General features: G+C 63.5%; 29 protein-coding genes and 1 tRNA gene. 18 read left to right on the top strand and 12 right to left on the bottom strand.

The features are described from left to right. Nucleotides 1–6: 6 nt before the first annotated feature. The 4 genes from EB230_RS13750 to EB230_RS13765 all read right to left on the bottom strand — a co-directional run bounded on the left by EB230_RS13750 (nucleotide 7) and on the right by EB230_RS13765 (nucleotide 4,626). Nucleotides 7–1,524, bottom strand: coding sequence for a sugar ABC transporter ATP-binding protein (locus EB230_RS13750; protein WP_172372710.1), 1,518 nt, complete (start codon nucleotides 1,522–1,524; stop codon nucleotides 7–9). 80 nt (nucleotides 1,525–1,604) lie between these two features. Then, the gene (locus tag EB230_RS13755) at nucleotides 1,605–2,576 is read right to left on the bottom strand and encodes a sugar ABC transporter substrate-binding protein (RefSeq protein ID WP_056570919.1); all 972 of its coding nucleotides are present in this window, start codon (nucleotides 2,574–2,576) and stop codon (nucleotides 1,605–1,607) included. A gap of 45 nt (nucleotides 2,577–2,621) precedes the next feature. After that, entirely contained in the window at nucleotides 2,622–3,644 is a 1,023-nt protein-coding gene (locus EB230_RS13760; RefSeq protein WP_056570921.1) for an ABC transporter permease, read from the bottom strand. Nucleotides 3,645–3,861: 217 nt separating this feature from the next. Next, entirely contained in the window at nucleotides 3,862–4,626 is a 765-nt protein-coding gene (locus EB230_RS13765; protein ID WP_056570923.1) for a phytanoyl-CoA dioxygenase family protein, read from the bottom strand. Nucleotides 4,627–4,803: 177 nt separating this feature from the next. On the opposite strand from EB230_RS13765, the gene EB230_RS13770 reads away from it, so the two are divergent. Together EB230_RS13770 and EB230_RS13775 are read left to right on the top strand one after the other, a co-directional pair. Beyond that, nucleotides 4,804–5,655, top strand: a complete 852-nt coding sequence (locus tag EB230_RS13770; RefSeq protein WP_244494063.1) for an AraC family transcriptional regulator — start codon at nucleotides 4,804–4,806, stop codon at nucleotides 5,653–5,655. A 438-nt stretch (nucleotides 5,656–6,093) separates the two neighbouring features. After that, nucleotides 6,094–6,771, top strand: a complete 678-nt coding sequence (locus tag EB230_RS13775; protein WP_246738948.1) for a gamma-glutamylcyclotransferase — start codon at nucleotides 6,094–6,096, stop codon at nucleotides 6,769–6,771. Here the strand turns inward: EB230_RS13775 and EB230_RS32960 are convergent, their stop codons facing one another. Further along, entirely contained in the window at nucleotides 6,772–6,897 is a 126-nt protein-coding gene (locus tag EB230_RS32960; RefSeq protein ID WP_274534571.1) for a hypothetical protein, read from the bottom strand. It abuts the gene before it with no gap. 84 nt (nucleotides 6,898–6,981) lie between these two features. On the opposite strand from EB230_RS32960, the gene EB230_RS13780 reads away from it, so the two are divergent. The 11 genes from EB230_RS13780 to EB230_RS13830 all read left to right on the top strand — a co-directional run bounded on the left by EB230_RS13780 (nucleotide 6,982) and on the right by EB230_RS13830 (nucleotide 13,159). After that, nucleotides 6,982–7,305, top strand: coding sequence for a metalloregulator ArsR/SmtB family transcription factor (locus EB230_RS13780; RefSeq protein ID WP_056570925.1), 324 nt, complete (start codon nucleotides 6,982–6,984; stop codon nucleotides 7,303–7,305). After that, on the top strand, nucleotides 7,302–7,733 hold the full coding sequence (locus tag EB230_RS13785; RefSeq protein WP_056570927.1) for an SRPBCC domain-containing protein: 432 nt from the start codon (nucleotides 7,302–7,304) through the stop codon (nucleotides 7,731–7,733). The genes EB230_RS13780 and EB230_RS13785 overlap by 4 nt, the downstream gene beginning before the upstream one ends. 74 nt (nucleotides 7,734–7,807) lie before the next feature. Continuing rightward, complete coding sequence (locus EB230_RS13790) at nucleotides 7,808–8,200, top strand: VOC family protein (RefSeq protein ID WP_056570929.1); 393 nt, start codon at nucleotides 7,808–7,810, stop codon at nucleotides 8,198–8,200. Between the two features lie 37 nt (nucleotides 8,201–8,237). Beyond that, nucleotides 8,238–8,483 carry a hypothetical protein gene (locus tag EB230_RS13795; RefSeq protein ID WP_056570931.1) on the top strand — a complete coding sequence of 82 codons (246 nt, stop codon included), beginning with the start codon at nucleotides 8,238–8,240 and terminating at the stop codon, nucleotides 8,481–8,483. After that, nucleotides 8,455–8,883, top strand: a complete 429-nt coding sequence (locus EB230_RS13800) for a DUF1801 domain-containing protein (RefSeq protein ID WP_056570933.1) — start codon at nucleotides 8,455–8,457, stop codon at nucleotides 8,881–8,883. Before EB230_RS13795 ends, EB230_RS13800 begins: the two co-directional genes overlap by 29 nt. 31 nt (nucleotides 8,884–8,914) lie before the next feature. After that, a complete protein-coding gene (locus tag EB230_RS13805) occupies nucleotides 8,915–9,307 on the top strand; it encodes a DUF1801 domain-containing protein (RefSeq protein WP_056570935.1) in 393 nt (130 codons plus the stop codon). A 343-nt stretch (nucleotides 9,308–9,650) separates the two neighbouring features. After that, nucleotides 9,651–10,745, top strand: a complete 1,095-nt coding sequence (locus EB230_RS13810) for an acyltransferase family protein (protein WP_056570937.1) — start codon at nucleotides 9,651–9,653, stop codon at nucleotides 10,743–10,745. Between the two features lie 473 nt (nucleotides 10,746–11,218). Further along, a complete protein-coding gene (locus tag EB230_RS13815) occupies nucleotides 11,219–12,280 on the top strand; it encodes a diguanylate cyclase (RefSeq protein WP_056570939.1) in 1,062 nt (353 codons plus the stop codon). Nucleotides 12,281–12,491: 211 nt separating this feature from the next. After that, nucleotides 12,492–12,567 (top strand) — tRNA-Cys (locus EB230_RS13820). Nucleotides 12,568–12,719: 152 nt separating this feature from the next. Further along, nucleotides 12,720–12,962, top strand: coding sequence for a hypothetical protein (locus EB230_RS13825; RefSeq protein WP_246738949.1), 243 nt, complete (start codon nucleotides 12,720–12,722; stop codon nucleotides 12,960–12,962). 5 nt (nucleotides 12,963–12,967) lie between these two features. Beyond that, nucleotides 12,968–13,159 (top strand): hypothetical protein, encoded by a 192-nt coding sequence (locus EB230_RS13830; RefSeq protein ID WP_056570941.1) that lies wholly within the window; start codon nucleotides 12,968–12,970, stop codon nucleotides 13,157–13,159. Between the two features lie 37 nt (nucleotides 13,160–13,196). On the opposite strand, the gene EB230_RS13835 is transcribed toward EB230_RS13830, so the two are convergent. After that, nucleotides 13,197–13,463, bottom strand: coding sequence for a DUF1488 domain-containing protein (locus EB230_RS13835; protein WP_056570943.1), 267 nt, complete (start codon nucleotides 13,461–13,463; stop codon nucleotides 13,197–13,199). Continuing rightward, the gene (locus EB230_RS13840; protein ID WP_056570945.1) at nucleotides 13,460–13,714 is read right to left on the bottom strand and encodes a hypothetical protein; all 255 of its coding nucleotides are present in this window, start codon (nucleotides 13,712–13,714) and stop codon (nucleotides 13,460–13,462) included. The genes EB230_RS13835 and EB230_RS13840 overlap by 4 nt, the downstream gene beginning before the upstream one ends. Nucleotides 13,715–13,960: 246 nt before the next feature. On the opposite strand from EB230_RS13840, the gene EB230_RS13845 reads away from it, so the two are divergent. From EB230_RS13845 to EB230_RS13865, 5 genes are all read left to right on the top strand, one after another. Continuing rightward, nucleotides 13,961–14,275 carry a co-chaperone GroES gene (locus EB230_RS13845; protein WP_019859661.1) on the top strand — a complete coding sequence of 105 codons (315 nt, stop codon included), beginning with the start codon at nucleotides 13,961–13,963 and terminating at the stop codon, nucleotides 14,273–14,275. 61 nt (nucleotides 14,276–14,336) lie between these two features. Next, a complete protein-coding gene (gene groL, locus EB230_RS13850) occupies nucleotides 14,337–15,968 on the top strand; it encodes a chaperonin GroEL (RefSeq protein ID WP_172372714.1) in 1,632 nt (543 codons plus the stop codon). Nucleotides 15,969–16,108: 140 nt separating this feature from the next. Further along, on the top strand, nucleotides 16,109–16,267 hold the full coding sequence (locus EB230_RS13855; RefSeq protein ID WP_019859659.1) for a hypothetical protein: 159 nt from the start codon (nucleotides 16,109–16,111) through the stop codon (nucleotides 16,265–16,267). A 288-nt stretch (nucleotides 16,268–16,555) separates the two neighbouring features. After that, the gene (locus tag EB230_RS13860; protein ID WP_056570949.1) at nucleotides 16,556–16,870 is read left to right on the top strand and encodes a GYD domain-containing protein; all 315 of its coding nucleotides are present in this window, start codon (nucleotides 16,556–16,558) and stop codon (nucleotides 16,868–16,870) included. A gap of 176 nt (nucleotides 16,871–17,046) precedes the next feature. Beyond that, on the top strand, nucleotides 17,047–17,544 hold the full coding sequence (locus EB230_RS13865; protein ID WP_172372716.1) for a GAF domain-containing protein: 498 nt from the start codon (nucleotides 17,047–17,049) through the stop codon (nucleotides 17,542–17,544). A 122-nt stretch (nucleotides 17,545–17,666) separates the two neighbouring features. On the opposite strand, the gene EB230_RS13870 is transcribed toward EB230_RS13865, so the two are convergent. From EB230_RS13870 to EB230_RS13890, 5 genes are all read right to left on the bottom strand, one after another. Next, on the bottom strand, nucleotides 17,667–18,623 hold the full coding sequence (locus EB230_RS13870; RefSeq protein ID WP_056570953.1) for a tetratricopeptide repeat protein: 957 nt from the start codon (nucleotides 18,621–18,623) through the stop codon (nucleotides 17,667–17,669). 209 nt (nucleotides 18,624–18,832) lie between these two features. Continuing rightward, nucleotides 18,833–19,909, bottom strand: a complete 1,077-nt coding sequence (locus EB230_RS13875; protein WP_056570955.1) for a YeiH family protein — start codon at nucleotides 19,907–19,909, stop codon at nucleotides 18,833–18,835. A gap of 199 nt (nucleotides 19,910–20,108) precedes the next feature. Next, on the bottom strand, nucleotides 20,109–20,309 hold the full coding sequence (locus EB230_RS13880) for a type II toxin-antitoxin system RelE/ParE family toxin (RefSeq protein WP_244494065.1): 201 nt from the start codon (nucleotides 20,307–20,309) through the stop codon (nucleotides 20,109–20,111). After that, entirely contained in the window at nucleotides 20,306–20,587 is a 282-nt protein-coding gene (locus EB230_RS13885) for a type II toxin-antitoxin system ParD family antitoxin (protein ID WP_056570957.1), read from the bottom strand. Before EB230_RS13885 ends, EB230_RS13880 begins: the two co-directional genes overlap by 4 nt. Nucleotides 20,588–20,661: 74 nt before the next feature. Continuing rightward, nucleotides 20,662–21,039 (bottom strand): ester cyclase, encoded by a 378-nt coding sequence (locus EB230_RS13890; protein ID WP_056570960.1) that lies wholly within the window; start codon nucleotides 21,037–21,039, stop codon nucleotides 20,662–20,664. Nucleotide 21,040: the final 1 nt, after the last annotated feature.

A 21,040-nucleotide genomic window follows, 5' to 3' on the forward strand; every position in this document is an offset into this window, starting at 1 on the left:
CCTCGTTCAGGACGCCATGGCGCGCGCCAGGATCGCTTCCTCGTTGATGCCGGCTCCGGTCAGTTCACCGGAAACGCGGCCATTGCGCAGCACCAGAACGCGTTCGGCGTTCATGATCAATTCGGGAATCTCCGACGAGATCATCACCACCGCCACGCCTTCGCCGGCAATGCCGCGCAATATGGCGTAGATCTCGGCCTTGGCGCCGACATCGACGCCGCGCGTCGGCTCGTGCAGCACCAGCACGCGCGGATTGGTGACGAGGCTGCGGCCAAGGATGATCTTCTGCTGGTTGCCGCCGGACAGCGTGGCGAGCTTCTGGCCGAGATGTGAAATGCGCGCATCGAGCCGGGCGACCTGCGCGCGCGCCTCGCGGCGCACGGCACCACGCCGCATGAAGCCGGCCAGCGAAAAGCGCGGAAGCGAGGCCGAGACGACATTGTTGGCGACGCTCATGCTCAGCAGCGCGCCGGCGCCGCGCCGGTCGGCCGGCACCAGCGCCATGCCGTTGCGGATCGAGGCCCGCGGGTCGGCGGCGCGCAATTCCGTGCCGTCGATGGTGACGCGCCCGCGCCGGGCGCAGAGGCCAAACAGGGCTTCGCCGAGCATGTCCTTGCCGGAATCCGGCAGGCCGCCAATGCCGAGGATCTCGCCGGCGCGGGCATGGAAGCTCAGCTCGTCCAGGCTCGGCGCGGTCAGCTTTTCGACGGCGAGCACGATCGGCGCCTCATGCGAGCGCGCCTCGGCTTGCAGCGACCACTGCGCCGCCGTGTCGAGTTCGCGGCCGACCATGGCGCGGATCAACCGGTCCTCCGACAGGCCGTCATTGTCCATGGTCTCGATGGTGCGGCCGTCTCGCATCACGGTTATGCGGTCGGCAAGGTCGAGCACTTCCTTCAAATGATGCGAGACGTAGATGATGGTGACGCCTTCGCCGCGCAACTGTTTGACGATCTCGAACAGGCGGTCGCTCTCGCGCTTGGAGAGCGCCGAATTGGGTTCGTCCAGCACCAGCACCCGGGCGCGCTGGCGGATGGCGCCGGCGATCTCGACCAGTTGCATCTCGGCCACCGACAGGCGCGAGACCCTGGTGTCGGGATCGAGCGTGCCCATGCCGAGCCGGGTCAGCGCCGCGCGCGCCTCGCGCCGCATCTCGTCGCGCGGCACCAGCGACACGGCGGAGCGCGTCGCCATGTCCGACATCATGATGTTCTCGGCGATGGTCAGGGTCGGGCAGAGCGCCAGCTCCTGGTAGACCACGGTGATGCCGGCGGCGCGGCTGGCGAGCGGTGAGGCGATAATTGCCGGCTTGCCGTCGATGCGGATCTCGCCGCCATCGGGCTGCAGGTCGCCGGCCAGCATGTTCATCAGCGTCGATTTGCCGGCGCCGTTCTCGCCGATCACGGCATGCACCTCGCCGGCGCGGAAGGCGACGGAAATGCGGTCAAGCGCCAGCACGCCGGGGAACCGCTTGGTCAGGCCGGAGATTTCGACGATCGGGGCAGGGGTCTGGGTGTCTGTCATGAACCTGCTGGCTTGGGGCTGGCTGAATGCGTGCAAGCGGCCGCCGGTCCACTGGGATCGGCGGCCGTGCGGGCTGTCGATTACTTTTTCTTGGCGACTTCGGCGATGTTCTCCTTGGTGTAGATGCCGACGCCGGTGTCGACATTGTCGATCGGCTGGCCCTTGAGGAACTTCACCAGCAGGTCGACGGCGGCAAAGCCCTGCTTTTCCGGCGCCTGGTCGATCGTGGCATCGACATTGCCGTCCTGCACGAGCTGCACCGTCTGGTCGAGCAGGTCGAAGCCGACCACCTTGACCTTGTCGGCGGCCTTGTTGCGTTCCACCCAGGTGCCGGCGGCCGGCGTCGAGCAGCATTCGAGCGACAGCACGCCCGAGATCGACGGGTTGGCGAGCATGGCGTTCTCGATCGCCGAATAGATCTTCTGCGGGTCGGTGCCGGTGTTGAGCGTGTTGACAACTTCGATGCCGGGCTCGGCCTTGAGCGCTTCGCGAGCGCCTTTCTCGCGGTCGAGCGACCATTGCGCGGCGGCGTCGATGGTGGTGATCATCACCTTGCCCTTGCCGCCCAGCACCTTGGACATCAGCTTGCCCGCCTCGCGGCCGGACTGGACGAGGTCCTGGCCGGCGAAGGCGAGGCGCTTGCTCTGGGGATTGTCGGTGTTGAAGGTGACGACCGGGATACCGGCGGCAATGACGCGGTCGATCACCGGCGCCAGCGCGTCGGTCGAGACCGAGGAGATCGCCAGGCCGTCCATCTTGCCCATCAGCGTCTCGATCTCCGAGATCTGGCCGTCGGCATCGGCGCCGACCGGGCCGATGAACTGAGCGCCGACCTTGTCCTCCTTGGCGGCGCGCTCGACGCCCGCCTTCATGAACGGCGCGAATTCGTTGGAGACGTCATGGTAGGAGACGTAGAAGTCGAGCGGCTGGCCGGCATCGATCTTGGCCTTGATGCGGGGCGCAAGCTGGAAATCGGCGAGCTTGGATTCGGCATGGGCCGAGAGCGGAAGAAGGCCGATCGCTGCCGCGAGAATGACGTGTCTGATGTTCATGGATAGTCCTCCCTTTTTGGTTCTGGTTGCTTCTGTCTTCTGCGATTAACCCGCTCGGCGCGTGCTCCATTTGTCGATGCCGACCGCGATGATGATGACCAGGCCGATCATCAGTTCCTGCACGAAGGGCGACACGCCGAGCAGCACAAGGCCGTTGCGCATGACGCCGATGATGAGCACGCCCAGGATGGTGCCGAGGATCGTGCCTTCGCCGCCCGACAGCGAGGCGCCGCCGACAATGGTGGCGGCGATGACGTCGAGCTCGAGGCCAAGGCCGGTGCGTCCGGCCTGGCTGGACGGCAGGAAGGCAAGGCCCAGAATGCCGGCGAAGGCGGCAAGCACGCCCATCAGGATGAAGGCCGATATCTTGACCTTGTTGACGGAGATGCCGGAAACGCGCGCAGCCTTGGCGCTGCCGCCGACGGCATAGACCCGGAAGCCGAAATTGGAGAAGGACAGGACAAGCCAGGCCAGCACCGCGACGATGACCAGGAACACCAGCTGCATGGGAATGATGGTGAAGAGATAGCCCTGGCCCATGAAGGAGAAGGCCTGCAGCACATCGGGCAGCGCGCCATTGCGGGCGTTGACCGTCACCGGCTGGCCGTTGGTCAGGATCAGCGCCGCACCGCGCACGATGGACAGCATGCCGAGCGTGGCGATCAGCGAGGGCAGGCGGCCATAGGTGGAGAGCACGCCGTTGATGAGGCCGATGACGACGCCGGTGGCGAGGCCGACGCAGATCGCCGGCAGCAGCGCCCAGCCGGCGATGATCAGCATGCCGGTGGAGAGGCCCGAGAACGCATAGGTCGAGCCGACCGACAGGTCGACCTCGCCCGCGATCAGCACGAACGTCATGCCGACCGCCATGATCCCGAGCAAGGAGATCTGGCGCCCGACATTGAGCAGGTTGAGCGATGTCAGGAATCCATCGGTGGCGAAGGACAGGAACAGGCACAGCACGAGCAGGGCGATGAACACACCTGCCTCGCGCGCCCGCAAAAGCCGCGCCAGCGTGAATCGGTCCGTGGCTGGCGCGCGCGCGCCGGTCCTGACCGCATGGGCCATACAGCATCCTCCCTCAGCGTGATCGGCCGGTCCTCACCAGCGTGACCACTCTTCCATTCCATCGACCCGAGCCGAGCTCGTGCGCGGGCCGATGCATTCGTGCCGATCCCAAACTGATTCAGGGTCGGGCTCTATCCCCCTGTTCGGCCATGATCTTTCGAAAAGGGATCATGGCCATGGCGTGGGCGTCGCCGCCCATGCCGCTATTCTCGCCGCGTCAGGACGCCTGGCGGAACGAACCGGCCGGCACCTTGCGCAGCTCGTCGAAATTCCCGTATTCGCGAACCTTCTTGAACGGCGCGTTCTCGACGGCGTTGTAGGAGCAGATGTAGCCCCAGCGATAGGTGTCGGACCGGTTGGCATCGGAGCGGTGCAGGAGATTGCCGTCGAAGATCAGCGCGTCGCCGGCTTCCATCTCGACATAGATGTGCTCGTAGCGCTTGAGTGCTGCTTCCAGATGTTCCTGCTCGACATTGGTCTGGTCGTTCTCGCGGATATGGTTGAGGCGGCCGAGCTTGTGCGTACCCTTCAGCACCTGCAGGCAGCCATTCTCCCGTGTTGCCTTGTCGAGCGCGACATAGATGCTCATCATCTCCGGCGCCAGGCAGCCGTAGTTGTACCAGTAGCCGAAATCCTGGTGCCATTCCCAGGCGCCGCCCTCATTGGGCTGCTTCATCGTCATCTTGTGGCTGTAAAGGTAGATCGGCTTGCCGACGGCGTCTTCCGCCAGATCGACCATGCGCTCGTCGCGGGCGAGCAGCCCGTATTTGTCGTCCTCGGCCTTGGTCCACATCTTCAGAAGGGTGGTCTTGCCCTCCTTGTCGCCCTTGGCCATCACGGCGCCATTCTTGTTTTCCGCTTCCAGCTGCGCACGGGCATGGTCGCGAAAATCCTCCACTTCCGCCACGCTGAGCAGTCCCCTGCGGATAATATAGCCATCACGGGCGTAGTCTTCCGCCTCTTTCCTCGTCATCGCCAGCATCGTCTTGCCTCCCTGGACTGTCGGGCCGCCAGCGGCGCAAGGCGCCGGGAAAACCCGTGAAACTGGGGTTCTCGGTAAAAGCCCGCAGAAATCCCCGACCTCATGCGAGCAACCATAGCGACGCTGGGCGGCGAACAAAATGGACAGCAGGGCGCTTGTTTTGTATAAAACGCGCATATGAACAAAACGGATGTTTTCGAGAGTTTCCACTATGTGCCGGCCGCCGGCTGGACGCGCACGGCCTTCAGCGTGCTGCGCGCCGGCAAGGTGGCGGCGGCGCGCGATTACCGCATAGAACGGCCGGTCTATCCCGGCCAGGACATCCTCTACTGCCTGTCGGGGAGGGGCCATGTCGAGACGCTTGGGCAGCGGCTGGACGTGCGTGCTCACCAGCTGGTGTGGATGGCCAACGAGGCGCCGCATGTGCATTGCGCCGATCCGGACGAGCCGTGGACGCTGCTGTGGTTTCGGCTCGACGGCCCGGACCCGGCGATCCTGCGGCGCAAGCTGTTCGGCGAGGGCGTGTTGCGCACCGGCTTCACGGAAGCGACCAGCCCGGCGCCATGGTTCGAGCGGCTGTTTTCGGCGCTGCGCCGGCGCGACGCCGGCCTCGACCTGCGGCTGAACCAGCTGGTCGCCGAGTTCCTGCTCCTGGTCGATCGCGCGGTGAACGGCGCCGGCAATGACGATCTGCCGAAGCCGCTTGCCTCGGCGCTCGACGCCATGCGCGCCGAACCCGGCTTTGCGTGGGCGGCATCCGACCTTGCCACCGTCACCGGGCTCGGCGCCTCGCAGGTACGGCGGCTGTTCCAGAAACATCTGCGCACCAGCCCGCATCAATGGCTGATGCGCGAGCGGCTGATGCAGGCGCAATCGCTGCTGGTGCAGGGTGATCAGCCGCTGGCCGAAGTGGCGGAAGCCTGCGGCTTCTGCGACGTCTACCATTTCGGGCGCGAGTTCAAACGCTCCGTGGGCATTTCGCCGGCCGCCTGGCGGCGCAGCGAGTTGAGTGCCGCGCCGGGGCGGTAGTCCCCGGCGTGGAGGGTGGTTGGCTTGCGTTGACCGGCCACACCTTGGCAAGTTGGCGGCAACGCCCGTAGCTTCGTCATCCACGGGCGGAGCAGGAGCGAAGCTCCGTCGCGGAGACCCGAGGATCCATTCCGTGACCTTGCCACGGAGTGCAGCGGAGCAGAATTCTGCACCGTTGCGGCGCATCCGAGTCCCGGCATGGATCCTCGGGTCTGCGCCGCGTCGCTGCGCTCCTTGCTCCGCCCGTGGATGACGAACGCGAGGAGGCTTCGACCAATTTCAATCCTGTGGTGGCGCGCCGAGTCTTTTCAAACGCTTGGGCGCGCCGGCTCAGATTTTGAGTCTGCGTCTTTCCGGCTTGCCCTTGAGAATCCCTCTCCCTTCAGCAACATGACGAACATGCACAAGCCGACTTCCACCCCACCGCGCAAATCGCAAATGGCGCTGACCGAGGAACTCGTCGCGCGCACCATGCGCGTGGCCGAGGATGCCGGGCCGACGCCGGGCATGGTCTATATGCTGGATGCCGACTATGCGCGGTTTCGCGACGAGATCCTGGCCTCCGCGCCGCCTGGACCGCTGAAGCTGTTTGCCTATGGCTCGTTGCTGTGGAAGCCGGCCGGCGAGGTGCGGGGTGGCGAACGGGCAGTGGCGCGGGGCTGGCACCGGTCGTTCTGCTTCACGGTGCAGCGCTTTCGCGGCACGCTTGAGCAGCCCGGCCTGATGATGGCGCTCGACCGCGGCGGCCAGTGCCAGGGCATGGTGTTCGAGATCGCCGAGCCGGTCGCGGCCAATCTGGAAGCGCTGCTGCGCCGCGAGATGACCATCCTGCCCGCCGTCAACGTGCCGCGCTGGCTGCGGGTCAGCACGGAAGGCGAGGCGAGCCGGGCATTGGGCTTCGTCGTCGATCCGGCCAATCCGCGCTATGCCGGCAAGCTGGACAAGGCCGCGGTGGCGGCGACTTTGGCCAGGGCCGTCGGCCATTGGGGCTCGGGCGCGCAATATCTGTTCGAGACGATCCGCCACCTCGACGCCTGCGGCATACGCGACCGCAATCTGTGGCAGTTGCAGGAGCTGGTGGCGCAGGAGATCGGGCGGGTGCATGCGGCTCTCTAGCTAGCCGCCCGCAGAACCTCCGGGGGCCACGCGAACCAGGAAATCCTGAAAGCTTTCCGGCGGCTTGCCGGTAAGCGCGGTGAAATCGCTGGAGATACGGCCGGTGGCTCCGGTGACGAGGATCATTCCTGCCGCTCCAATCTCGCTCTTGACGGACATATATCCCTGCGGTTATACATCAACCAATAGCCAACGGGTTATCGATCCGACATGCCGGACGCTCATGACATGCTCTTCAGGACACTCGCCGATCCGACCAGGCGGGCGATCTTCGAACGGCTGTGCCGGCAGGGCGAGCAGACGGTGGGGGCGCTGACGAGCCAGTCCGGGGTCTCGCAGCCGGCGGTGTCGAAGCATCTCGGCGTGCTCAAGCAGGCCGGTCTGGTGCGCGACCGCCATGAGGGCCGCCAGACGCATTACAGTGCGCAGCTTGGCGCGCTGGCGCCGCTGATGGACTGGACACGTGAGATGGCCGGGTTCTGGGAAAGCCGGTTCGACGATCTCGAGGATTTGCTCAAAAGGATGGACCAGTGAACGATAGTGCCCAGGAGACCCGCACTGTCGTCGTCGAGCGGCAGATTTCCCATCCGCCGGAAAAGCTCTGGCGCGCGCTGACGCAACCGCATCTTATCGAGGAGTGGCTGATGAGGAACGATTTCAAGCCCGCTGTCGGCCACCGCTTCAACATCAGCGCCGATTGGGGCGGCGTGCTGGATTGCGAGGTGCTGGCCGTCGAACCGAACAAGACGCTGTCCTACAGCTGGAACCTCGTGCATCAGGATCCGGCGTTCGATCTCAGGAGCGTGGTGACCTTCACGCTCACCCCTACGCCAACGGGAACGCATCTACGCATGGAACAATCCGGCTTCCGGCCCGAGCAGCGGCGCGCCTATGGCGGCGCAAGAACCGGCTGGCCGCAATTCTTCGAGAAGCTGGAGCAGCTTCTCGACCGGACGGACTGAGCTTCGGCCGAACGAACCCAACACCTGACTTCACCGGGCGGCCTGGCCGCCAGCAAAGCCTATGGAGGAAGACGATGAAGATCAAACTGACCAGCATCCATGTCGACGACCAGGACAAGGCGCTTGCCTTCTACACCGGCGTGCTCGGCCTGGCCAAGAAGGCCGATTTCAGCAATGGGCCGTTCCGCTGGCTGACGGTCGCCTCGCCGGATGAGCCCGAAGGCACCGAGCTGCAGCTGGCCCTCAACAACCAACCGGCCGCCAAGGCCTACCAGCAGGCGATGTTCGAGCAGAGCCAGCCGGCGGTGATGTTCTTCACCGATGACATCAAGGCTGACCACCAGCGCATCACGGCCAATGGCGGCACGTTCGCCATGGCGCCGACCGAGGTGACCGGCTCGACCATCGCCAAGCTCAACGATGGCTGCGGCAATCTCATCCAGATCACACAGCTGGCGCGTTGGTAGCAGCGCACGGTTTCACGCGTTTTCACGGGAGGTAAGATTGGACTGGAGCAAGTGGATCAGGCAGGCGCATCGCTGGCTGTCGATCATCTTCACGGCGACCGTCGTCGCCAATTTCGTCACCATGGCGTTTGGACAGCCGCCCGCCTGGGTGGTCTATTCGCCACTGCCGCCGCTTTTCCTTATGCTGTTCAGCGGCCTCTATATGTTCGTGCTGCCCTATGTCGGGAAAGGACGAGGGATAGGAAGGGAAGGGTATGGCCAAGTCGACCGGCATCAAGCCTGAGCCGAAGCTGCTTTCCGGCGGCAACCCACAGATCGCCAAGGGCCATGGCGATGCCCCGGTGCAGGCCTATATCGCGGCCATGCCGGGCTGGAAGCGCGCAATGGGCGGTCGCCTCGACACGCTCATCGAGCGCGCCGTGCCCGGCGTGCACAAGGCGGTGAAATGGAATTCGCCGTTCTATGGCATCGAAGGCGAGGGCTGGTTCCTCAGCTTCCATTGCTTCACCAGGTATATCAAGGTGGCCTTCTTTCGCGGCATGTCGCTGGATCCGGTGCCACCGGGCGAATCCCGGAGCCGTGACACGCGCTACCTCGACATCCGTGAGGACGAGCCGTTCGACGAGGCGCAATTCAGCGCCTGGGTGAAGCAGGCCAGCCAATTGCCTGGCGAGCGCATGTGAGTGCTATTGTTCATTTTTTGAGGAGAACGGCATGACCGGATCGCAGGAGAGCAAATCCCCCTCCGAACTGATCGACGGCAGGATCACGGAACTCGGCGACTGGCGCGGCGAGATGCTCGGCCGGCTGCGCGCGCTCATCCACCAGGCCGATCCCGATGTGGTCGAGACGTGGAAATGGCGCGGGGTTCCGGTGTGGGAGCATGACGGCATGATCTGCACCGGCGAGACCTACAAGAGCGTCGTCAAGCTGACCTTCGCCAAGGGCGCGGCGCTGCCCGATCCCGCGGCCCTGTTCAACTCCAGCCTCGAAGGCAACACGAGGCGGGCTATTGATTTTCAGAAGGGCGAGGAGGTCGACGAAGAGGCCTTCAAGGCGCTGGTGCGGGCTGCGGTGGCGCTGAACAAGTCGAAGGGCAGAAAGTAGCTGCGTCGTAGATTGTTATCGATCTTCCGACGTCAGCGCTGCCCCTCACTGTCCTGCCGGACACCTCTCCCCGTATAGTGACAGGGAGAGGGAGGCTGTTATCGGTGATTTCGCCAATCTCCAACGCCGCAAGAAAAGCGCCGACAGCGCGTCAAGCCCTCTCTCCCCGTCACTATACGGGGAGAGATGTCAGGCAGGACAGTGAGGGGCAGCGCCGACGCCGGAAGATTGGGCCGCCAGCCACTCCACAAAACCAGCCGCGTTTACGATCTGGGAAGCTTGATGGTGCTAGACATCTCGTAATGATGGCTGGCCGCCTTGGCCGGCCCCGGATGGATTTGCCATGAACAGCCCGATGCGCATGCCGTGGGTGGACACGGCCAAAGGCCTCTCGATCATCCTCGTGGTCATGATGTATTCCGCCTACAACACCGGCGAGTACACGGGCGGCGTCGGCTTCCTGCACTATGTCATCGGCTTCGCGACGCCGTTTCGCATGCCGGAATTCTTCCTGATCTCCGGACTGTTCCTGTCGCAGGTGATCGACCGGCCGTGGCGGCGCTATGTCGACCGGCGCGTCGTCCATTATCTCTATTTCTACGTGCTGTGGGCGATCATCTCGATCGGGCTGAAGATCGGCATCTTCAGCCGGGATCCCGGCGGCATGCTGCACGATCTCGCAATGGCCGTCGTCCAGCCCTATGGCGTGCTGTGGTTCATCTACATGCTGGCGGTGTTCGGCCTCGTCGCGAAGCTTTTGCGGCAATTCCGCGTGCCGGCCTGGATCGTCATCCCGGCCGCTGCCGGCCTGCAGATGTGGGCGCCGCATCCCGACAGCTACGCGCTTGAACAATTCGCGGCCTATTTCGTGTTCTTCTATCTCGGCTTCGTGCTGGCGCCGTTGATTTTCCGCCTCGTCGAGTGGACGCAACCGCGCCCAATGCTGGCCGTCGGCGGCCTGCTCTTGTGGGCTGTCGTCAACGGGCTGCTCGTCTATTCGCCGGGCTATGCCATGCAGCCGGTCGGCATGCAGATGGGCCTGGCGGCATGGCCGCCGCTGCATCTCACTCTGGCCGTCGCGGGCGCCGTGGCGCTTTGCGTGCTCGGCGGCTTCCTGTCGCAATTTGCCGCCATGGAGTGGCTGCGCTGGCTCGGCGAACATTCGCTGGTCGTCTACGTCGCCTTCACCATCCCGATGTCACTCTTCCGCGGCGCCGCACTCGCGAGCGGCCTGCTGACCGACACCGGCATGCTCAGCCTGGCGGTGCTTTTGGTCTCGATCATCAGCCCTGTCGTGCTCTACCTCATCATCCAGCGCGTCGGCTTCGGCATGTTCCTGTTCGAGCGGCCGGCCTGGGCGCATGTCGACAACAGCGCGCCGCAAGCTGTATCGAAGGCGGCTCTGCCTGCCGCCGCCGCCCAATCAAGCCGGCCATAGTCGAGCAACGGGAGGCCGGCCCAGCCGTCCCGCAGCCACACCAGCATCTCGCTGGGTTCGCGAAATGAGGCTCGGCGCACGGCCAAGCCCGATCGACGATGGGTTCCACTATGCCATGCACGCATCTTCGGTGACTGGCGGGACTGATCGGTGCGAGGCTTGATTGCCACGTGGTTCCCCCAATCCGTCGATGCTTCGCAGCGCCACCTTTCCCCCTTCGGAGGGAAAGGAAGGGAGCTTTGCCGAACGAGCGTTGATGACGGAAAGCCTGGCACCTTCCTCTACCCCGTCGATCGGGGGGCCGAAGGACGGGCGAGACCCGTGGCTCGCCCCGGCTAGGTGGCTCGGCGAAGCCGAGACGGGGTGGGGGTCGACCAGCGCAGCCATTGCCACTCTCGTGGAGGCGAGGACGGCTTGTCAGCGAAGTTTTAAGGGCTGTTGCGCCATGGTGGTCGCCCGCCAGGAGTTTCTCCATGCCCGATACATCATACACCCCGAAAGGCCCGGCCCCGCAGCCCGGCAAGCGGGTGGGGCAGGGCAGCGCCGACGAACCGCGCCGCGACGCCGCAACCATCGCCAGGCTCAAGGCGGAACTCGCCGCGCAGGCCGCGCTGATCGCCACGCAGCAGGTTTCGCTGGCCCACAGCCGCAAGATCTTCGACCGGGCGTCGGTCGCGGCGCGCATCGGCGTTTGGGAATGCAGCCTGCCCGACGAGCGGCTGACCTGGACCGATGTGATCTATGATCTGTTCGATCTGCCGCGCGGCGCGGCGCTCGATCGAAGCGAAATCATCAAGTGCTATCCGGCGGAGTCGCGCAAGGCGCTGGACAGTCTGCGCAGCCACGCCATCGCCGAACGCAGCGGTTTTACCCTCGACGCGGAGATCACCACTTTCGCGGGACATAGCCGCTGGATCCGTATCACCGCGAGCGTCGAGTGCGAAGCCGGCGAGCCGGTGCGCATCTTCGGCATGAAGCAGGATATCACCGAGGAAAAGATCCTGTCGGACCGGATGCGCTATCTCGCCGAATTCGACGCCATGACCGGGCTTGCCAACCGCGCCCGCTTCCAGGCACGGCTGGCGCATGCGGATGAAGCACGTCCGCTCGGCGCGCTGCTTTTGATAGACCTCGACGGCTTCAAGGCCGTCAACGACACGTTCGGCCACGTCATCGGCGACGAGTGCCTCAAGGCGGCGGCCGAGCGCCTTGCCGGCGGGTGCGGCGAGGCGGAACTGGTGGCGCGTGTCGGCGGCGACGAATTCGCGGTGCTGGTCGGGTCGCATCTCGACCGCGGTGCCGTCTCCGGCGTGGCGCGCGACATCATCGAGGCGATGAGCAGGCCGGTCGCGATCCGCGGCCAGTCGCTGCGGCTCGGCGCCTCGGTCGGCATCGCGTTCGCCGGGGCGGGCTTGCCTTGCGACCTGTTCGCGCAGGCCGACACCGCGCTCTATGCCGCCAAGGCGGCGGGCCGCAACACGTTCCGCATCTTCAAGGCGGAAACCGGCGCGAAAGGCCGCAGTGCCGCCGCGTGAGGGGCAAGCTGCAGCCGCCTGCCAGAGCCGCGTTTTCTTTTGTCATGCGGGTGCTCGCGAAAAGGATGCGTTGGCAGGGATGCAAATATCGTGCGCGGATTGTCGCTGCTGCCGGTGATGACGACCCGGGAAGGCATTTTGCAACGTGCCGACAGAACGCGCTCCACGCTTAACTTTTCCGCAAGCATTTGCCGGTTAGGTCGACCGCGATGGCCTCGTGGCGGAGCGGCGACGCTGGAGACTGCAAATCTCTGAAGCCTCGGTTCGATCCCGAGGCGAGGCCTCCAAAATCATTTAGAGAGACCCGGCGCCGGACCCTTGTCGCGGCCGATTTGCGCGTTCCGGCCACGAAGGCGCGGGGCCGAGCTTAAAACCATCTATTTGAATTTGGCATGCAGGGCGCTCGCCAAAAGAGTGCTATGGCAAGGGGCGGGCATGCTTGCTCGGATTTTCCCCGACATTCGAGGTCGTTTTCGTGCGTGAACCGTCGCTGCTGCCTGTCTTTGGAAAACTTGGCACCAAGCCGTCCGTCGCGGTCAAGGCGACGCCGGCCGCTTCGACGGGGATCGTGTCGCGCTTGCGCGAGGCAATGGCCACGCATGGCGGCATGGCGCTGAAGCTGTCGGTGATTGCCTGGACGATATTGGTCCTGGGCACGGTGTTTTTCATGATACAGGGCTGACCAGCATGGCAAATCGATACGCACTGCGCATGGACTTGCCCCAGAGTTGGGCCATCATCGATGTCTTCACCGGCCAGCCGGTCGAGGTCAGGCAAAGAGTCATGGTCGGCATGAACCCGCGCGACGCCCACGCCATGCTCGATCAGATGAATGTCCGCGACATCAAGCGCCGGGAGAGGGCCGAGCGCAAGCCCTGACCTCTGGCCGTCCCGGGCCATCTGGACCGTTGCAGCTTCAGCCGAAGTCGGCGGCCGTCAACACATACATGCTCTTGCGGGTGCGGTCGTAAGCCTTCGACGCCACGTCGCGGATGGTGCTGCTTTGCGTGTCGAATGTGGCGAGGTAGCCTGCCTCGTTGGCGGCGGTCGCCGGTTGCATCCGGGTCATCGCATCGGCCGCGACCGAGAAGGAAATCTGGAACATGCCGTCATGGCCGACGAAACGGATGCGCTTGCCGGCTTCGTCATAGCTGCGGCTGCGATTGGGGAAGGTGAGGCTCATGTCTTGACCTCCGTTGCGGCGGCCTTCTTGGTCGCCCGCTTCTTCTTCGGCGTCGGGTTCAGGGCTTCGGCGACGCGGTCGGCTTCTTCCTTGGCCAGCCGCAATTCCCGCAGCCTTGCCGTCTTGATCTCCCTTGCCCTTGCCTCGGACATATATTCGGCGGTTGCCTTGTTGCGCTCGGCCGTCTTCTTCTGCTTGTCGACAAAGCGGGCTTCAGCTTTTTCCATGATCGTCTGATTGCCATCGGCCATAGAGCAAATCTCCCTAGTGTGTGAAATCGTGAAAATGAACTTGTCCGATAAATAGGCACTCGACCGGCAAAATTCAATTTTTTGAATTATTTATGCCATGGGCGATATCACGAAACGGCTTCCCGAAATAATACTTTTAAATATTTCATCGGCTCGCGAATAATTTTTGGCACTCCTATCTATCGAGTGCCAAAGCGCCTATAGCAGAGCAGCGGCCGCCTATGCCGGCCCCAGAAAGAAGTTTTCATGAAATTTCGGCCACTCCACGACCGCGTCGTCATCCGGCGCGCCGAAGGCGATACCAAATCGAAGGGCGGCATCATCATTCCTGACAATGCCAAGGAAAAGCCGCAGGAAGGCGAAGTCATCGCCGTCGGCCCCGGCGCGCGCGACGAAAACGGCGCGCTTGTGCCGCTCGATGTCAAGGCCGGCGACCTGATCCTGTTCGGCAAATGGTCCGGCACCGAGGTCAAGATCGACGGCGAGGACCTGCTGATCATGAAGGAAGCCGACATCATGGGCGTGATCGAGAAGAGCGTCGAAGCCAAGAAGGCCGCCTGACTGGAGCGCCGCGCGTTCCGCGCGGGGTTCGTCCACTCCAAATTCGAACGGGATTGAAAAAATGTCTGCCAAGGAAATCAAATTCGCCACCGACGCGCGCGACCGCATGCTGCGCGGCGTCGAGATCCTCACCAATGCGGTGAAGGTCACGCTCGGCCCCAAGGGCCGCAATGTCATCATCGACAAGGCCTATGGCGCGCCGCGCATCACCAAGGACGGCGTCACCGTCGCCAAGGAGATCGAGCTTGCCGACAAGTTCGAGAACATGGGCGCGCAGATGGTGCGCGAAGTGGCCTCCAAGACCAATGACCTCGCCGGAGACGGCACCACCACCGCCACGGTGCTGGCCGCCTCGATCCTGCGCGAAGGCGCCAAGCTGGTCGCCGCCGGCATGAACCCGATGGACTTGAAGCGCGGCATCGACCAGGCGGTTGCCGCCGTCGTCGGGGAAATCAAGGCCAAGGCCAAGAAGGTCAAGTCGTCGGCCGAGATCGCGCAGGTCGGCACCATCGCCGCCAATGGCGACGCTACCGTCGGCGAGATGATCGCCAAGGCGATGGACAAGGTCGGCAATGACGGCGTCATCACCGTCGAAGAGGCCAAGACCGCCGAAACGGAGCTCGACGTCGTCGAGGGCATGCAGTTCGACCGCGGCTATCTCAGCCCGTATTTCGTCACCAATGCCGACAAGATGCGCGCGGAACTGGAAGAGCCCTACATCCTTATCCACGAGAAGAAGCTCGGCAATCTGCAGGCGATGCTGCCGATCCTCGAAGCGGTGGTGCAGAGCGGCAGGCCGCTGCTGATCATTTCGGAAGATGTCGAAGGCGAGGCGCTGGCCACGCTGGTCGTCAACAAATTGCGCGGCGGCCTCAAGGTCGCGGCGGTCAAGGCGCCGGGCTTCGGCGATCGCCGCAAGGCAATGCTCGAAGACATCGCCGTGCTCACATCGGGCCAGATGATCTCGGAGGATCTCGGCATCAAGCTCGAGAACGTCACCATCGAGATGCTCGGCCGCGCCAAGCGCGTGCTGATCGAGAAGGACACCACGACGATCATCGACGGCGCCGGCACCAAGGCGACCATCCAGGCGCGCGTCGCCCAGATCAAGGGCCAGATCGAGGAGACCACCTCCGACTACGACAAGGAAAAGCTGCAGGAGCGGCTGGCCAAGCTGTCGGGCGGCGTTGCCGTCATCCGCGTCGGCGGTGTCACCGAGTCGGAAGTCAAGGAGAAGAAGGACCGCATCGACGACGCGCTGAACGCGACGCGCGCGGCGGTCGAGGAAGGCATCGTGCCCGGCGGCGGCGTGGCATTGCTGCGTGCCAGGTCGGCGCTATCAGGCCTGACCGGCGCCAATGACGATGTCACCGCCGGCATTTCGATCGTGCTGCGCGCACTCGAGGCGCCGATCCGCCAGATCGCCGAGAATTCCGGCGTCGAAGGCTCCATCGTCGTCGGCAAGCTCACCGACAGCAAGGACCACAATCAGGGCTTTGATGCCCAGAACGAGACCTATGTCGACATGATCAAGGCCGGCATCGTCGACCCGGCGAAAGTGGTGCGCACCGCCCTGCAGGACGCCGGTTCTATCGCGGCGTTGCTGATCACAGCAGAAGCCATGATCGCCGACATCCCGGCCAAGGATGCCGCGCCTGCGGGTGGTAATGGCGGTGGCATGGGCGGCTACTAAGGCTCAGCTGGCCGAAAGGCGGCTTCATGGAAGCCGCCTTTCGACCTGAATCTCGCCAAGTCGGCTCTTCTGTGAGCCGGAAGACTACCGCCGGGGGATTGCCTCCCGGCGCACAGGCCTCTAGCCTAGGAGATCGATCCATGATCGTGTTCGCGCAGAAGCCACAGACGGTCGTCACGACCGAAACCACCGAGGAAAGCCGCTTCGACCGCATCCGCAGGATTGCCGCCGACAAGCACAAGAAATCCGATTCCGATACGGCAACGCCACAAAAGGGCGAACCGAAGCGCCCGATGTAAGGCTGCGCCACGGCGCTGCCGGCCGTTCAACCTCAAAGACCACATCGCGGGTCAACGGCGCGGGTTCGATCGTCGCGGGCCGAGCGTGGTCCAGCCAGACACCGTCCTGCCGGCGGTGTCGGCGTGTCCGGTATTGTCATTATATTAGCTTAAGCGCATATTTATCCGGCGGTGTGCCCTTGGCCGCCAACGCGTCGAAGGGCGCCTGCAATTGTTCCGAAAAATAAATCGCTCCGTGACGCTCGAACTGTCGAGCAGCACGAGACATGACATTTGGAGGAAATACCCATGAAAGTGACTATCCTGGCAAACTATGCGCCCCATGCCGCCAAAGGATTGATGCAAGGCTCGGACAGGCAGGCCGCGGTCAAGGCGCTTTTTGAAAGCGTTGGCGGCAAGGTGACCAGCGTGATGTTCACGCGCGGCATCTATGACGTCGTTGTCAATGGCGAGGTGCCGGACCAGTCGGCTGGGATTGGCATGTCCCTTGCGGTGCGGGCGAGCGGCTCGCTGACCGAGATGGTCGTACTGGAAGAACTCGACATGAAGGCAGTGCTCGCGGCCGCCAAAAAGGCTGCCGGCGCGTACAAACCCGCCGGCTGATGGACTTGCCTTCCTGATCAAGGCAGCACGGTTCGAAGCCGTGCTGCCCAGTACCGGACAGGGCATCTTGTTGCGACTTTCGCGGCGACCGGAATTCAAGCTAGTATCGCCCGGTGGTCGTTTGGTGCACAGAGCTTGCGGAAACGGAACCGCGATTCTCAGTTCGGAGACAAGCCATGTTTGCGGCCAAGGCCATCGACACCACGGACAAGGCCGCGTTCTACCGCGACCTCGCCGTTCAACTGAAGGCGCTGCTCGAAGGCGAAAGCGACTCGATCGCCAACGCCGCCAACACCGCGGCGCTGATCTTCCAGATGGTGCCCGACCTCAACTGGGCCGGCTTCTATTTCCTGGCCTCGGACGAGGAACTGGTGCTGGGACCATTCCAGGGCAAGCCGGCCTGCGTGCGCATAGCCGTCGGCAAGGGTGTGTGCGGAACGGCGGTCGAACTCGGCACCTCGATGCTGATCAAGGACGTGAACGATTTCCCAGGCCACATTGCCTGCGACGCCGATTCACGCTCGGAACTGGTCGTTCTTCTGGAAGACGAGGAAGGTGTGTTCGGCGTGCTCGATCTCGACAGCCCGCTGCCTGGCCGCTTCGACAAGGCCGACCAGGCCGGCATCGAGAAGCTCGCGGCGATCTATGCCGCGTCGAGTTCCTTCGAGGATTAGTCCGCGCCCTGACCGGCCCTTGGTATCGGCCATTGGAAACGGCGAGGGTTGGCGGATGGCCATAGCTCTGGCAGGCCGTGCCCGCCAGTTATGAGCGCCGAAATCGCAGGAAACAGCGAATCTCAAGCCTTTTTTGCCGGCGGCTCCAACTTGATAAGGTTGGCTTTAGCAGTTGGATCACCTTGATCAGCGGCCTTGCGAAATAAGATAAGAGCTTGGGCGGTGTCCTGCTTTACACCACGGCCTTCGAGGTATGCTACTCCGAGGCTATTCTCAGCTTTAGCGTATCCTTGCTCGGCAGCCTTTCTTACCCAGGCCACGGCCTGCACATAGTCTACAGGAACCCCTAGCCCCTTAAAGTACGAAATACCAAGGTCGTACTGAGCACCTGCATCTCCTTGGTCCGCTGCCTTCTGGAACCACGAGTCGGCTTGGGCATAGTCGAGCGTAACGCCGAGACCCTCCCCATAGGCCACACCAAGATCATGCTCGGCGAGGGCATTCCCTTGCTCCGCTGCTTTGCGATACCATGCGATTGCATCAGGATAATCCTGGGCGACACCTTGACCTTTGAAATAAGCCAAACCCAGAAAGTACTGGGCAACGGATGTTCCTTGTTCAGCGGCCTCACGGAACCAAGTGGCGGCTTCTCGATAGTCCTGCGGGACGCCCCTTCCATCTCTGTACAGCAACCCGAGATTGGTTTGAGCGTCCGCTAGTCCTTGACTAGCCGCTTTGCGATACCAAATTTCAGCCTCGGCATAGTCCTGCTTGACGCCCAGCCCACGGTCGTAGAGGTAGGCGAGATTGTGCTCTGCCTGAGCATCACCCTGGTCCGCTGCCTTACGGTACCAAGCGGCAGCTTGAACGTAATCCTCTGTAACACCGTGGCCTTCGGCGTAGGCGGTGCCAAGATTGTCCTGCGCTTTGGGGTCACCGGTGTTAGCAAGGACGCGCCACAACAAGACAGCCGCTGCGTAGTCTCCTCTCTTATAGGCCCGTTCCGCTTGCCCAGCATTGGCGACGCCGGCCACCAGCATGCCGGAGATGAAACAAAGCAACTTGGACAAGCTCTGCACGGTGGCCTCCGATTAAGCGACGAAGTCCGGATTAAGGTCTGACTTTTTGCCACGGTCAACTCTGGGCTAATTGGGCGCGCTATCATCTCTATGCGGCCAGCCGGTGGCTGACTGCCTGATACAGCAATTTTGGCTGGCGCCCCGTCGGCAGGGTGGAGGTGTCCGGACGATGTTCGACGTGATGAAGAGGCCGCTATAGCAAGCTGAAATTAGACCAACTTCACCAGCATCAGGCTGAAGCCGCCGATGAACAGGAAGGCGCAGAAGGCGAGCGCCAGCGGGCGCAGGCCGCGCGAGCGCAGTTGCGAGATGTCGGCCTGCAGGCCCATGGCGGCGAGCCCCATGGTCAGCATGATGGTGGTGGCGAGCGCCACCGCCGACTTCACTTCGGCGGGCACGGTGACCAGGCTGTTCAGCGCCACGATGGCGACGAAAGCGGCGACGAACCATGGCATGGGCGGACGCGCCCCGGATTGATCGCCTGGCTGGCTGCTGCTCGTCTTGCGGCGCGCCATCAGGCCGAGCGCGATGACCATCGGCGCCAGCATGGCAACGCGCGTCAGCTTCGCCACAGTGGCGATCTCGCCGGACTGGGTGCCGTTCTGGAAGCCGGCGCCGATGACCTGCGCCACCTCATGGATGGACGCGCCGGCCCACAGGCCGAAAGCGTGCTGGTCGAGGCCGAGCAGCGGCGCCAAAAGCGGGAAGCCGAGCATGGCGACGGTGCCGAACAGCGTGATCGAGGCGACGGCGTAGGTCACGTCCTCATCGCGTGCATCGGTGACGATGTTGGTGGCGACGATGGCCGAGGCGCCGCAGATCGAGGTGCCGGCGGCGATCAACTGCGCCAGCTTGCGGTCGACGCCGATCAGCCGGCCGAGCGTGGTGGTGAAGACGAACGTGGCGCCAAGGGTCAGGGCAACGATGCCGACGCCGCTGGCGCCGATCGAGACGACCTGGCCGAGCGTCAGCTGGAAGCCGAGCAGCACGATGGCGAAGCGCAGCAGGCGCTTTTGCGAGAAGGCGATGCCGGCCTTGGCATGGGCGGGCGTGCCGAGCACGTTGGAATAGATCATGCCGGCGACGACGGCCAGGATCATCGGGCTGAACAGGGCAAAGCCGGAGACATTGTGCGCCGAGAAGGCGACCGCCGTGATCATCGCCACCAGCACGATGCCGGGGATGATGCCGTTCGACATCGAATCGAGGCGCTTGCGGCCGGCGGCCAGGTCGGCGGAAATCGTGGTTTTCGGAATATCGTTCGCGATGCGGGCGGCGGAAGACAATGCAATTCTCCAGGCGGGTATGCCGGAGGAATGCCATTTCACAATCGATCTTTCCAACGAATTGTTGTGGTTAGAATGATCGATTTTTACGAACGATCGTAGTGGGGGACCAAGTCCGGCTACAACAATTCCTGCCACCGACGCGCGCCATGAACCACGCGCACGATCTCCGCGCCGTCGTCAATCTGGCGATAGAGGATCAGGTAATTTCCTGCAGGGTGCGCAAGCCCCGCCGCACGTCCGGCCGGGCAACACCCATTCCCGGCATGTCGGCGATCCGCTGGCAATGGGCATGGATTTCGTCATACCAGCGCAGTGCCGCCGAGGGACTATGCTCGGCGATATAGAGCGCGATGGCTTCGATATCCGCTTCGGCTTCCGGCCGTAGGCGCAGCGTCATCGCGACGTGCGCTCGGCGATCCTGGCGTCGAGCTTGCTTTTGATCCGGGCGAAGGCTTCGCCACCGTCGACGGCGTTGCCGCTTGCCATGCCTTCATCCCAAAGCCGGCCCAACTCGTCGACAGCCTGATCACGCTGCATCCGGCGAAATTTCCATTCGCGCAGCGCCTCACGCATGACTTCGCTCGCCGAGGCGTATTCGCCCGCCGCAACGACCTGGCGCATCATGCGTGCCATTTCAGGGGTGAGGGCAACGCTCACTTTCTCGACATTGGCCATCTGTGTGTCTCCTGCGACGCAAGGTAGGCAAGTTTACCACCAGCTGCGAGGAGAGACATTCATCGCACCTGAAATCAGAGCTGCGCTTCGATCGCCGCCTTGTCGATGACCGACCAGACGTTCCTGATCCGGTCGTTGAGAAATTCATAAAACACGTTCTCGCTGAAGGAGACCTTTTTGCCGTTGATGGGCAAGCCGAAAAAGGTCCCCTTCGGCGTGCAGTTGAACCGAAGGCGGCTGGCGATGAACGGTGGCTCGGCAATCAGCAGCTGGACGTCGAAATAGAGATCCGGGATTTCCCGGAAATCCCGTTCCAGCATGGCGCGGTAGCCCGAAAGGCCGACCCGGTCGCCATTATAGTGCACCTCGTCATGGACGAAGCGATGCAGCCTTTGCCAATCCTGGTTGTTGAGGCAGTCGATATAGCCTCGATAGAGGTCGGTTTGGGTCACG

Origin of the sequence: Mesorhizobium sp. NZP2234, assembly GCF_013170765.1 — a bacterium.
Lineage (GTDB): Bacteria > Pseudomonadota > Alphaproteobacteria > Rhizobiales > Rhizobiaceae > Mesorhizobium > Mesorhizobium loti_D.

Bases quoted from the DNA above. Each gene is read 5' to 3' on its own strand.
- EB230_RS13750 (WP_172372710.1), bottom strand. From the start codon at position 1,524: ATGACAGACACCCAGACCCCTGCCCCGATCGTCGAAATCTCCGGCCTG.
- EB230_RS13755 (WP_056570919.1), bottom strand. From the start codon at position 2,576: ATGAACATCAGACACGTCATTCTCGCGGCAGCGATCGGCCTTCTTCCG.
- EB230_RS13760 (WP_056570921.1), bottom strand. From the start codon at position 3,644: ATGGCCCATGCGGTCAGGACCGGCGCGCGCGCGCCAGCCACGGACCGA.
- EB230_RS13765 (WP_056570923.1), bottom strand. From the start codon at position 4,626: ATGCTGGCGATGACGAGGAAAGAGGCGGAAGACTACGCCCGTGATGGC.
- EB230_RS13770 (WP_244494063.1), top strand. From the start codon at position 4,804: ATGAACAAAACGGATGTTTTCGAGAGTTTCCACTATGTGCCGGCCGCC.
- EB230_RS13775 (WP_246738948.1), top strand. From the start codon at position 6,094: ATGGCGCTGACCGAGGAACTCGTCGCGCGCACCATGCGCGTGGCCGAG.
- EB230_RS32960 (WP_274534571.1), bottom strand. From the start codon at position 6,897: ATGATCCTCGTCACCGGAGCCACCGGCCGTATCTCCAGCGATTTCACC.
- EB230_RS13780 (WP_056570925.1), top strand. From the start codon at position 6,982: ATGCCGGACGCTCATGACATGCTCTTCAGGACACTCGCCGATCCGACC.
- EB230_RS13790 (WP_056570929.1), top strand. From the start codon at position 7,808: ATGAAGATCAAACTGACCAGCATCCATGTCGACGACCAGGACAAGGCG.
- EB230_RS13800 (WP_056570933.1), top strand. From the start codon at position 8,455: ATGGCCAAGTCGACCGGCATCAAGCCTGAGCCGAAGCTGCTTTCCGGC.
- EB230_RS13805 (WP_056570935.1), top strand. From the start codon at position 8,915: ATGACCGGATCGCAGGAGAGCAAATCCCCCTCCGAACTGATCGACGGC.
- EB230_RS13810 (WP_056570937.1), top strand. From the start codon at position 9,651: ATGAACAGCCCGATGCGCATGCCGTGGGTGGACACGGCCAAAGGCCTC.
- EB230_RS13815 (WP_056570939.1), top strand. From the start codon at position 11,219: ATGCCCGATACATCATACACCCCGAAAGGCCCGGCCCCGCAGCCCGGC.
- EB230_RS13830 (WP_056570941.1), top strand. From the start codon at position 12,968: ATGGCAAATCGATACGCACTGCGCATGGACTTGCCCCAGAGTTGGGCC.
- EB230_RS13835 (WP_056570943.1), bottom strand. From the start codon at position 13,463: ATGAGCCTCACCTTCCCCAATCGCAGCCGCAGCTATGACGAAGCCGGC.
- EB230_RS13840 (WP_056570945.1), bottom strand. From the start codon at position 13,714: ATGGCCGATGGCAATCAGACGATCATGGAAAAAGCTGAAGCCCGCTTT.
- EB230_RS13845 (WP_019859661.1), top strand. From the start codon at position 13,961: ATGAAATTTCGGCCACTCCACGACCGCGTCGTCATCCGGCGCGCCGAA.
- groL (WP_172372714.1), top strand. From the start codon at position 14,337: ATGTCTGCCAAGGAAATCAAATTCGCCACCGACGCGCGCGACCGCATG.
- EB230_RS13855 (WP_019859659.1), top strand. From the start codon at position 16,109: ATGATCGTGTTCGCGCAGAAGCCACAGACGGTCGTCACGACCGAAACC.
- EB230_RS13860 (WP_056570949.1), top strand. From the start codon at position 16,556: ATGAAAGTGACTATCCTGGCAAACTATGCGCCCCATGCCGCCAAAGGA.
- EB230_RS13865 (WP_172372716.1), top strand. From the start codon at position 17,047: ATGTTTGCGGCCAAGGCCATCGACACCACGGACAAGGCCGCGTTCTAC.
- EB230_RS13880 (WP_244494065.1), bottom strand. From the start codon at position 20,309: ATGACGCTGCGCCTACGGCCGGAAGCCGAAGCGGATATCGAAGCCATC.
- EB230_RS13885 (WP_056570957.1), bottom strand. From the start codon at position 20,587: ATGGCCAATGTCGAGAAAGTGAGCGTTGCCCTCACCCCTGAAATGGCA.